6 protein-coding genes are annotated in these 12606 nt (G+C 41.0%); 3 read left to right on the top strand and 3 right to left on the bottom strand.

The window, feature by feature from the left end:
• Nucleotides 1-39: 39 nt before the first annotated feature.
• On the bottom strand, nucleotides 40-756 hold the full coding sequence (locus JWR61_RS05810; RefSeq protein ID WP_301926896.1) for a hypothetical protein: 717 nt from the start codon (nucleotides 754-756) through the stop codon (nucleotides 40-42).
• 51 nt (nucleotides 757-807) lie between these two features.
• Entirely contained in the window at nucleotides 808-3216 is a 2409-nt protein-coding gene (locus JWR61_RS05805) for a glycoside hydrolase family 9 protein (protein ID WP_301926895.1), read from the bottom strand.
• Nucleotides 3217-3480: 264 nt separating this feature from the next.
• Here JWR61_RS05805 and JWR61_RS05800 point away from each other — a divergent pair, with 264 nt between their 5' ends.
• The gene (locus tag JWR61_RS05800; RefSeq protein ID WP_301927100.1) at nucleotides 3481-4782 is read left to right on the top strand and encodes a BamA/TamA family outer membrane protein; all 1302 of its coding nucleotides are present in this window, start codon (nucleotides 3481-3483) and stop codon (nucleotides 4780-4782) included.
• A gap of 156 nt (nucleotides 4783-4938) precedes the next feature.
• Here JWR61_RS05800 and JWR61_RS05795 read toward each other — a convergent pair whose 3' ends face one another.
• Nucleotides 4939-8043: a reprolysin-like metallopeptidase gene (locus JWR61_RS05795; protein WP_301926894.1), complete on the bottom strand. Its 3105-nt coding sequence runs from the start codon at nucleotides 8041-8043 to the stop codon at nucleotides 4939-4941.
• An 817-nt stretch (nucleotides 8044-8860) separates the two neighbouring features.
• Between JWR61_RS05795 and JWR61_RS05790 the strand changes: the two genes are divergently transcribed.
• Both JWR61_RS05790 and JWR61_RS05785 read left to right on the top strand, forming a co-directional pair.
• The gene (locus JWR61_RS05790) at nucleotides 8861-11839 is read left to right on the top strand and encodes a sensor histidine kinase (RefSeq protein ID WP_301926893.1); all 2979 of its coding nucleotides are present in this window, start codon (nucleotides 8861-8863) and stop codon (nucleotides 11837-11839) included.
• The gene (locus JWR61_RS05785) at nucleotides 11836-12588 is read left to right on the top strand and encodes a LytTR family DNA-binding domain-containing protein (protein WP_301926892.1); all 753 of its coding nucleotides are present in this window, start codon (nucleotides 11836-11838) and stop codon (nucleotides 12586-12588) included. The genes JWR61_RS05790 and JWR61_RS05785 overlap by 4 nt, the downstream gene beginning before the upstream one ends.
• Nucleotides 12589-12606 lie beyond the last annotated feature (18 nt).

The raw sequence follows: 12606 nt of genomic DNA, 5'->3' as shown, positions 1-12606 counted from the left end.
TTAACTTACTCCATTACTAACTAACCTTCCTAACAATTTTTATGCTGATAATTTAAAAATCATTACCCCAATAACTGACAGTAGAACAACAACCATCCACCAGGTACTGCGCTTGGTTTTGGCATCGAGATTTTTATTTTGCTGTACGTTGTAAATACTCCAGCCAAGGAAACCTGTGAGCACTACGCCACAAACAACAATAAGTATTTTGTTCGTACCGGCGTAAACACCCAACATTAACGCGAGCATTACAAACGATAATAAAAAACCGTATTTCCGAAGAAAGCTGTCTTTTGTTTTGACCGTAACAGGATGCAATAAATTCAGCAATATTTCCAGTTCTGTTGGGTCTTCAATTTGCGCGGGTATGAAGATTTTGTCTGTTGCAGTAAGCCCTTTAACAACAATAGTTCCATCATTATTTTTTACGATCTCCTTTATTTCAATAGCGCTTATTGATAGTGAATTCAGGTTGTTCTGTTCTCTTGTGATAACGTTATCCGTGATGGTAAGTTGAAAGCTTTCAAAGTTGATCTTCATTTTTTTGATGCCAGTATACATTTGGTACCCTATAATTACCGCAATCACCGGAATAAAATAAGGGAAAATATTCACCTCGTTTTTTTCATGAGAGGTATTCAGCTTGCTGATTATTAGTCCAACTGCCATAGAAGCAGTCATTAAAACGAATGTTCTTAGAAGCACTTTTTTCTTGATGGCATCAAATCCATTTTCTCGGATAGTAAATTGTGGCATAGCGGTATATTTTGGATAGTTGATTATGGGTACCAAAGTAGGGCATTGTTTTTAATCCTTCAAAAGCGCCGCCACCAGCCACATCACACCGGCTGTAGTATGCGTCCATATCTCTTTGTAGGTGGCATTCACCTGCATGGACATGTAAGGCTGGTCTTCATTTTCAAAGGTTTCAATTCCTACGGGAACAGCTCCCGCTACATCACCGGCATAGGCTCCGTATAAGGGCGGGTAATCATAGCCATCACCATAAATAGTACTCATGGCAAATGGATTATAACCAACAATATATTCCAGTTGGCGGGTGGCTATCTTTTTTAATTCGGGATCGCCTAATACACCGGACAAAAGAAAAGCTGCTTTGGCTTTTCCCATCAGCACCGCATGAAAGCCACGAAACTGGTACGCTACCGGGAAACGGCGCAGGTAAAAATTACCACCGAATGGAATCCCATTTTTTACCTGTGCATTGTACTCTTCCATCGAAGGCATACCCACCTGGTCGCCTTCATGATAAATACCTGTGAAATCGGCGTTGTTTAATTCATACACGGCGGCAGGTAAAATGCCGTAAGGTGATGCCAGCTTTGCAATAGCATGCAGGTAGTCTGCATAGGCCTGGCAGGAAGCTTTCCATGCAATGGCATCCGCATGCTGTGGCGCATCGGTCAGCAACATAGTTAATCCCTGCACCATCAGCTCTTCATTGCTGCGGTGAAAAAATTCAAGGATGCGTTTCTTTTGTCTTGATTCATAAAAAAATCCATGCAGTGGTACTGACCAATCAGTACGCCTTTCTTTTTGCTGACATTCCATCACAACATGCGCATACTGAACTGCCCAATCCATGTAACGTTGATCCTTTGTGAGGCGGTACAAATGCATGGCAGATACCGTTGCCTGCGCATATAATTCTGTTTCATTTTTACTGGTTGCAAACATGCCCAGCATATCATTGGCAAAAGTAAAATCTTCAATGGCACTATTGCGGCACCAGCGTGCAAATACCGTGTCGGTCTCTTTGTAAAACGGAACGGCCATGGCACAGTAAGAAGCGGCGATAAAATTATCAAGCGGGTTGTTGGTGGCCTTGCCTTCAATATCATCTTTGGTGCCGGTGATGTTATCTGTCCAGATGCCAATGATCAATCCTCCTTCGCGGTAGCCATCGCCAAAACGCGTGCTCATCGTCCAGTTCAAGCCCCAGCGTGCTTCTTCAACCAAGCGCTCATACAATTGCTTGTTTTTGTTTTTTACCGACCTCGCCAACTCCAGCATCGCCATGCCGCCACGGGCGGTGTTACCCACGCCCTGCGTTAAATCTGCCGCATCATGCCAGCCACCATTCACGGCTATTTTTCTTCCATCCGGATGAACACAAAAAACATCCTGGTGACAGGCCTGGTGAATACCGGGCTGATCGTACCCACATCGTTCTGCATAGAAAAAATTGAGTGTATGCCATGCCGTAGCCAGCCATGCATCGTTGCCGATTGCAAAGGGTTTGGTTTGGCGGTTGCCTGCCTTCAGTGTGTAATATCCGGGCGTATTAAACGAGCTGAAATTGAATTGAACAAAACCACTGTCCATTTTTTTCCCTTCTCCTTTAAACACCACTTTATTTTTTTCATTGAGCAGCTGAAAACCAGTGCCGGTATTATTTTGCACCAGGGCCTGTTTGGCTGCATTGATTGTATAACCACTATGGCTATACGCAATGGCATCTTTTCTCAAAGTAAAACCCCGGCTGTTTTCAGGCTCCACTTTTTCTATGCGCATATCATCCACATATAACTTCAGTTTATCAGCCGCGCCTTTGGGCGAACCTGTCAGCATTATGTTCACCGAAAAACCGGTCACTGAATCACGGTATAAATCGGGCATTTCCCAAACAATGCGATGCCATTTGCCGGGATAGATTGTTTCAAAATGCTGACCTTCAAAACGGCCGGGCGTGGGCATGATATGTTTACCACCATTGTATAAAGTGCAGCCCACAAAAACAGAATAGAAACCCGGCGCATCGGCATATACCCAAACAGAAAAGCGGTTGAAGCCGGTTAAATTTTCTCCATTTAAAGGCCTGATCATTTCTGCGGAAGCATAACTTCTGTTGGATGGATTTTTTATGGCAAGAGAAGCAGGTGTTTCCAGCACGATGCTGCCGCTTGCTGATTTTGTAATATCATGATTGATATGGATTGTACCAGGTCCATTAATCTTTAACGCATAAAAGTCATCAGCCAATGGTAATATCCTGGATTGTTCCACCGGCTTTTTTAACCACCTGGTCAGCCCCGCATTGGCAGGATCATTTTTCATAACCGTCTTCAGGTATTGACTTTCCTCCAGTTGTTTTTGTAAAGCAGGATCCTGGGCGGTTGCTTTTTGGGCAGTTAAAATAAAACAGCATTGCAATAGAAACAGTATCCGAAAAAATTGATGTAAAGGTAAATTCATAATAAAAAATTGGTTGTAAAGATCATCGTTTTTGATAACTATTTACTGAATTAAACAACCATGAAAACTGTGCTTGCCACAAGGATTTACCGGCATAAATAATTAGTTTGAAATTTACGGAAGTCAGGACAGAGAGTTTAGCCTCCGCCAGGCCCGGTCGTTTTGGTTTAAAATTTGTTTTTTGCTACTGCGATGAACAAAAATAAAATAATAGATAAGCAGATATTAATATCCCCAAACCGTAATTCTGTACGTTTAGCTGTGATGCCAATAGCAGTGTTATTAATGCTGCTATGCAGCAGCAACTATAGTTACAGCCAATTGATGCCTGTTGATACAGTGAAGGTCGATTCGTTACACCATCCGGAATTAAAACCTGAACTTACAGTTACGAAACCAGTGAGTGAATATGATGTAGCTGACCTGGGTCGGGACATTTTTTACCCAAAGGGGAAGCTAAAGGTAAATAATAAGAAACCATCCGGCATAACGGTGATACCCAATATTGCAGCCAACCCAACTATTGGTTTTCAGATAGGCATTAAGGCAGTGGCCGGCATAAAACTGGGACCTGATCCTGCCACTTTTATGTCGGTGGCCGCTACATCTATTTCCATTACAACCAAAGGCATCATCTATTTTTACATTAACCACAATATCTATACGCCTGGTAACAAATGGAACCTGCAGGGCAGCCTGGTGACAGCTAAAAGTGTAACACCTGATTTTGGATTGGGCATCGGCGAGGGCTCCGGTAAAACCGAGGCTGATTTAGTGCTGAGTAACCCTACCCGAAAGGGGTATGTGCTGCATTCGCTGTATTTTAACTTCAGGGAAAAAGTGTATAAAGAAATACAAAAAAATCTTTTTGTAGGTGCAGGTGTGTCATTCGAAATAAGAAAAAATATTGAAGACAGGTTACATAATGCTACAGCCTTAACACCCTACAATATTTACAGTGACCAACATGGCTTTAACCGCGATCATTACAGTTCCAACGGCCTTTTATTAAATGTACAATATACCACCCGGGACAACCAGAACCGTGCCTATAAAGGCATGTATGCCGATGCTGGTTTTCGCTTAAATCAAACCTGGCTGGGCAGTTCAAAAAATGCATTGCAATTTTTAACGGACTTTAGAAAATACTTCTCCCTTTCATCCAATCACACGGAGCATGTGTTGGCATTCTGGAACTGGGGGTCCTATTTAGTTAGCGGCGTACTACCTTATCTTGAGATAGCTGGTACGGGAAAAGATGCCGGATTCAGAAGCGGCCGCGGTTATACTGTTGCCTATTTTAAAGGTACGCAATATAACTATTCTGAAATGGAATATCGGTTCCCTATAACCAATAACAAGTTTTTAAGCGGCGTTGGTTTTTTCAATATGCAAACCTCCAACGATGCATTCGGCACAAAATTATTTGAGCGATGGCAACCCGGCGGTGGCGCTGGTTTACGGGTACTGTTCAATAAACACACCCGTACCAATCTCTGTTTGGATTATGCGTTTGGCAAATACGGTTCAAAAGGGTTTTTCCTGGGCTTGAATGAAGCATTTTAAATTATAACAATTAACGTGAAAGTCAATTACCTGATGATCGATCATTTTATACAAACTACTTTTCACAATTTCATCGTTTAAAAAAAATAACCCCGGAAGCAATGCATGCCAGCCGGGGTTAAAAAATCGATGATTCAAATCATAGAGATTTGCTGCCTACCTTTTCATGGTCTTAATCAATTTCATTTGCTGATGTTGTTTGCCTTGTATTAACTGTACAAAATAACCGCCCGGTGCATAACCCGATCCAATCCTGGTTGTTGAATTGGCATTCACGGTTTTTATTTCCAGTAGTCTGCCATACACGTCGGTTACTTTCATTACAACTTTTTCTGTTGAATTGTTACTCTTTACCACCACATTAAAAATGCCCGTGCCGGGATTTGGAAATACCTTGCCTTCAAGACCCGCAACATTTTCCTGCGCCGTCAAAATTCTTACCACCGCAAGGCTGTTATCATGATTGACAATCACATGTGTCGAGTCCATGCTTTTATTTCCGCAGTCGTCGGTTGCTGTAATGAAGATGGTATAAATCCGGCCATTACCTGTCCCGGCTCTTTCAGCCCGGATAGATACCTGGTGGTTATCCTGCACAATCCAATCGGGGGCAGTATCGCCATCACCTGTGCCATTCACCGGCTCATTGCTTGCAACCTTTAATGCAGTCGTTACTTTTGCAGGCGGCGAACAGTTGTCGACAGCTGTGTACCCAATGAGCACTTTATTCATTTTATGATCGGGAGGCCATAACGAGGAAGGCGTAGCAGTAATGTTAGCAATTACCGGTGCAGTTGTATCCTTAACAGTAATAAGCTGGTTGTGACTTGTTGAATTACCGCAATCGTCTGTCAGTGTCCATTTCCTGGTAATGGTTTCGTTACCAACACAGCTGCCTGGTACAGGTGCTCCATCTGTAAATACGGCATTCAGCGTATGGTCACAATTATCTGCTTCATCCGTAACGTCTCCTGTAACACTTACAGTAACATTCTGATTGCAATTGGCATCTTTATAAACAGTAATAGCTGGTGGTGCTGTAAAAGTGGGCGGAGTTTTGTCGGTTACCGTAATGGTTTGGTTATGTACAGTAGTATTGCCACAGTCATCTGTAAGTGTCCATTTCCTGGTGATGATTAATTCGCCTTCGCAAGTACCGTTAGCGATTGCATCAGTGAAAGTAGCATTGAGCGTAGCATCGCAGTTATCTGCTTCATTGGTTACATCACCTGTTGTTGCAACCGGCACAGTGTAATTACAGTTGGCATCTTTAAATATTGTTACATTGGGCGGAGCAGTAAAAGTGGGCGGTATATTATCTCCCGTGGTAAAATTGACGTTTGAAATATCGAAGAAAACATTGCCAATGGCTTCTACTTTTATGCGGGCCTGGTTGCTGATTGTGCATGGTATTGTAACGGAGGCCGAGCCATTATTGGGAGTACTTGCAACCAGCACAGTTGGAAAAGTATTTCCGCCATCTGAAGACATCAGTATTTTTACATTGGCAACATTTACAGGTGCCACATTGGTATTGGCAACATCCCATGTAACCGTATGTACCCCCGGGCACCAGGCAACGGCCGTGTTCGGCGATGTTACCACAAATGGGCCTGAGGCACCGTCTACATTTAAAGAAACCGAAGCATATGCCACTCCACCACCACCGGCCCTGTTATCACGGGCAGTAAGCCTGAAATTCAAAGTACGGGCATAGCCGGGCAATATCTCCCCCAGGGTTTGTGTGTTATTGAGTATATCTGACAATTTAGGAAACGTTCGGGTAGGCAAATTACCCGGCGGAAAAAATCGGAATATGGGCGCATTTCCACTGGGAGAGTTGGGAGCTCCTGCCGGTCCCAAATCAAACTCTTCGTATTCAAAAGTCAGTGGGTCACCGTCGGGATCAGACCCTGAACCGGTTAAAGTAAAAGGCGTACTTTTTGGAATGGTAAATCCACCGGGGCCGGCATTTACAGCAGGTGCATTGTTACCTGTAGGCGTTGCAACACCGCAGGTACTCGCCGTGCCTGTAGAAGTGTATGCCACGATATCATCAAAACTTTTAGAAGCAAAAAAAGCGTCGCTGTGTGGCTGCAAGTCATCGCTGCCGCATATACCGGCATAACTCATTATGGTGGTTCCACTGCCGGGTTCATAGGCTGAGCCCGCCGCATATTGCCCCGCCGAACAGGAACCCTGGGTACCATTCCAGGTATGAGGGCAGTTAAACTGGTGCCCCATTTCATGTGCTACATAATCAATATCAAAAGGATCTCCCACCGGGCTGCTGTTACCTGTAACACCATATGCTTTAAGGGAATTATTACAAACAGAATTATTTACCGCACAACCACCGGCGCTCATGGCAAACAAATGGCCAATATCGTAGTTGGCGCTTCCGGTAACGGCGTCAATATTGGTTTGGTTCTGCGGACGAAGATCACATGCACCTGATGCCGTGTATGGGTCGCCCGCTGCGGTAAGATAAATCAATGCATCATCGCCTGCTATGATATTCATATGTACCGATACTTCTTTTTCATACACACCATTCACGCGGTTCATGGTAGTCACCATTGCCGCCAGTGCAAGCGCTTTGGTGCCCCCTTGAAATGTAGTATAATTATGATCTGCGGCCAATGCAAGTCTGTAGGTATGTAACTGCGTGCCTGATGAAACCAGTTCTTTGCCTGCATAATCTGGTACTGTTTTTTGCGGGGCTGATTTCATCTTAAGTATATCCTCTCCCGATGCCTCTTCTGAAAAATTTTTACGGCCGGCCGGCACAAAATCTTTTTTATAATAACTGATGTAGTTAGCCACGTCTCCTTTGCTGTAAGGATCGATAAAGACGGTACCTTTTGGTGATAGAATCATGGCATGAAAACCTTTGGGTGTCCAGTCAAAACGAACCGTCGCCGCAGGATCTTCAATGCCCTGGCCCGAGTAGGTTTTTATTTCCGGGTATTTTTTCATCAGCGCAGGTTCCATAACAGGCGATTCCACTACCCTAAAATTTTGATACGATCCGTCGGGCATTGGCAGGGTGATCGTTTTGCCTGATTTACGAACTGCAACGCTGCTTTCCATCGGAAGTGATTTTAACAGACTTTTCAGCATTGACTGATTCAGTGCGACTGTTCTGTAAACACGGGGTACAATCATGCGGGCACCCTGTGCAGCCCTTATTTTTGTTTCGGCAACATCCGACCATAAGGATTTTCGCTGTGCGGATGCAGGTGTACTTATAAAGATCATGAGAACAATGGTGGACAAACATGATTTTAGCCCGTGCTGCAGTATTGACTTTTTTGAAAATAAAAATTCTGATTGCATAATTAAAATAGTTTAGAATGACCAATTTTTGATTAATTAAAAACGTACAGAATGATTACCAAGGGAAGCTGTAAGATGTGCGATCTACGAGTGTCAAGATATAGTATTCAAATGCCAAATGCAATAGTTCTTAATAAATATCCTGAATTTATTTTTTACTGCAACTCAATACCCGTAAGGGTTACATCAAATTACCACTCTTAAAAATCTTATACACTACCTGCAATGGAGTACTTCAGCATAATATAAATTTGGACCAATTATTTTTTTTACCAGATACATGTCAAATGCTACCGGTTATAAAAAAAGGCAGGTGATCGTTTTTTAGATGAACGCCCCATCAGGATGAATTTACTTTAGCCGGTAGAAATTGCGTTCAAGGCAGGAAGGGCCAATCAATCAATACAATTTTTCATTTCCTGCCCGGGGGCAAAAATGAAAAATTGATTGTGTGAGTGTAAGTTGGATGAAAATTATCAGCAACATAGGGTCCAGGGAGTAACCTGTAATCGTTTAGTATTACATGTGTACATCCCCGGAAATATTGTTAGTAGTACAAATCAGGTTGGTAAATCAAATATAGCACTCAGATTAAACTGAAATATTCTTAGTTTTTATTTGTCATTTATTAACAATATCCGTACAGGTTTTGTACATAACCGCAATAATTAGTCCGGCAGGTTTCGTGCTGATAAAAAATTCTGCAGCAGAAATAATTTTGCATGTTATCTTTAAATGAATGAAGTGCTATTTAATCCTTATTTGCTGCTTTGCATTTAACATTGCTCCACTTAACCTGTCTGCACAAGAAAAGGAATATATCTTTAAAAACTTTACCCAGGAAGAAGGATTACCAAGCAATGAAGCCTACTATATTTTTGAAGATTCCAGGCATTATATATGGATAGCCACCGATCTCGGCGTAGTAAGGTTTAATGGTAAAAAAATGGAACAGTTTGACTTGCCTGATAATGTTGTTTTTAAAATTAAGGAAGACAGTAAAGGCAGGATTTGGTTCTTTTCACACACTGCTCAATTGGCTTATTTTGAAAATGAAAAAATACATCCCTACAAGTTCAACGCTGAAATCAGGAGCCGGATTAAAAATATTGGCATTATTGAAGCTTATGTGGATAATGCAGAAAATATAACACTGAATTCGAGCATTGATTCTAACTATGTTATAACATCAGACGGAATTATTCATGCATTCAATCATAATATCTGGGATAAAGTATCAACCGAATTTCTTATTGACCAGGTTACCGGCAAAAATTGCACCATTCAAAAAACTGTGTCCGGAGGATCAGGGTCTGACACAGTGATTCTGCATGTTAAAAAAAACAACCGTATTACTACCTGGTCAATTCCCATAAAATTCAATCCGTCACCGCATTACGGGGCAATTTCAAATAATGCACGGGAAATCTTTTTCTTTGCTGGTTCAATGGTGGGAAAATTAAGGCCTGATGGTACTTACCTGATAGCAAAAATGCCGTATGATATTCTTTCGCTGTGCCTGGCGTCCGGGCGTCTATGGATTGGTATACGAAAGGGTGGCGCTATACCGGTAAACCCAGTTTCATTGAAAGAAACAGCCCCCCCAATATTATCTGACAAAAGTGTTTCCTGTATCAATACAGATTATGAAGGCGGAATGTGGTTTTCAACGCTTGAGAATGGCATTTTTTATGTAAAAAATCCGGGTATATTTCGCATTAAAAATACCGATGAAACAAATTCAGATATCTCCCGCATGTTAAATATTAATGACAGCATTTTTGTGTACAGCAGTTTATCCGGCTTATACAAATTCGATGGTATGAAAAGTGATTTGTTACTAAATTTAAAATACTATACGAATACTGATATACTGATTGATAAAAACAAAATACTTTATTACTTCGGAGGGCTCGTTAGGGGCAATCAAATCGTAAAACCAACAGACCCTAATTTAAACCTCATTTATTTGATTGCCTCTCCTGCTGAAGGGATAATAAAAAATGATACCATTATATTCAGCGATGCAAATTCGTTAAGACAATACAAAACAGATTTTGGTGCCTTCAACAGAAAGCCTTTTTTAGACGTTAATTACATTCGGTCGAAAAAAATTTTAGATAAACCTTCAAAAGCATATCTTGATTCCAATTCAAATATCTGGGCCGGTAACAATGACGGGTTATATAAGTCCAACGGCACCTGGGACACCCTTGTTAAATATAAACCATCGTCTGCATTGTTAAACAAAGGTATCAGTTGTATACGCCAACTTGATAACGGCCTGATGGCAATCGGCATAAGGCAGGAGGGAATCGCCTTGCTGAAAGACACTACCATTATAGCTACTTTTACTGAAGCAACCGGACTATTGAGTGATAAGATAAAATACATATTACCCATCGCAAATAAATTATGGGTGGCAACAGCAAAAGGAATTTCAGTTATAGTGATTACTGGCTATAATCCTGTAAAATATACCATTACCCAAATAGGAAAAAACGATGGCTTTTTCAATCTTACGATCAATCAGCTGATAAAATATCAAGACAATATAGTTGCTGCTACAAGCAGCGGACTATATTTTATTAACGAACCCGACAAATTTTTGGATAAAGTTCTGCCCGTAATTCCTTTTTATATTACTTCTGTAAGCACCAGTAGTACCGATACAAGCGCTGTAAATGCCATCAGCCTGCCATATTCAAAAAACAGGTTGCTGATACAATACAGCGCCGTAAGTTTTAATGTGGCAGATGAAATCAGCTATCTATACCGGCTCGATAACTCTGATAGTACCTGGTCTGCCACAACTAATAATGAATTGCTGATAGACAATCTTAAACCGGGCACTTACAACTTTCAGATTAAAGCGGTTGCCTTGCACCAGAAAAGAAGCTCTGAAATTATAACACTAAAAATTACGATTGAAAAACCATGGTGGCAGAATAACTGGCTCAGGTTGATTTTAGCCATTTTACTGCCTTTGTTAGTCTATATCTACTTTAGAAAAAGAATCGAAAAAATAAGAAGAGAAGAAAAAAGAAAAACTACTTTATATGGAAGGATACATGAACTGGAACAGGCTGCCTTTCGCTCACAAATGAATCCGCATTTTATTTTCAACTGTCTTACTTCTATACAGCAGTTAATACTTAAGGGAAACAAAATGGAAGCAAGTGAATACCTTGTAAAATTCGCCCGCCTCATCCGGAAAACCATGGATCTGTCGCTTGTTCCTTTTATTACAATTAACGGTGAAATAGAATACCTTACTGAATATTTGATGCTGGAGCAACTAAGAATGCCAGGCCAGTTTACTTATAAACTGACAGTTGCAAACATTGATGAGCCGGATAAAATGCAAATACCGAACATGATGCTGCAACCATTAATAGAAAACAGCATCAGGCATGGAATTAAACCCCTGGAAAACAGGAAAGGGATGCTAACTGTTCATTTTGAATTGAACCACGAATTTGTAAAATGTACTGTTACGGACAATGGTGTGGGCAGAGACAACATCAACGATTTTAAAAATAATCTGTATGCTGAACATAAAAGTTACGGAATGGATATCATCAAAAAAAGACTGTCTGTGATTACCGAAATCAACCAGTTGGAAATGGAATTTGAAATTAAAGATTTGCACCTGGATAATGGCCTTTCCGCAGGTACACAAGTTATTATACAATTGCCATATAAATATAAAACATGATAAAGGCGGTACACATTGAAGATGAACCAAGAAACATCGAACTACTGGAAACGATGATACAACAGCATTGTGCTGATGATGTGACATTGATTGGCAATGCAAAGAATATACCCGATGCAATCAAACTGATAAACAGGCTTAAACCCGACCTGGTATACCTTGATATTGAACTAAACAAAGGCAATGCGTTTGAGCTGCTGGATCAGTTACCCGATATTAGTTTCCAGGTGATATTTATTACTGCTTATAATGAATATGCGGTAAAAGCATTTCGCCACAACGCGGTAGATTATTTATTAAAACCCATCAGTATTGCCGAGTTGCAAGAGGCCACTGCAAAGGCTATTGTAAAAATAAATTCCTTATCCGTTAACGCCGACATTCTTAAAGTGCTAAAAGACCTTAAATCAAATTTTAGTCATAATAAGATTGGCCTACCGGTTACCGATGGCGTTATTTTTATCAATAAAGATGAAATAGTAAGCTGCGAAGCAAAGGGAAGTTATACCATCGTATCGCTGGAAAATAAAAAGAAAATAACCTGCAGCAAAACACTGAAAGAACTGGAACAACTTTTACCCGAATCTAATTTTATAAGGGTGCACAATTCATGGGTGATAAATACCCAGTTTTTAAAAAAATACTACAAGGGTAAAAACAGTTATATGGAAATGGAAGACGGCAGCACCGTAGCCATCTCCTTTAGAAAAAAGGGCGAAATTTTATCGTTTTTAAAACATCTGGAATAAAGCTAACTTTTATCAAAC

The sequence above is a fragment of the Ferruginibacter sp. genome (assembly GCF_028288465.1).
Taxonomy (GTDB): Bacteria; Bacteroidota; Bacteroidia; order Chitinophagales; family Chitinophagaceae; genus Ferruginibacter.
This window is presented reverse-complemented; position numbering and strand designations above follow the sequence as displayed.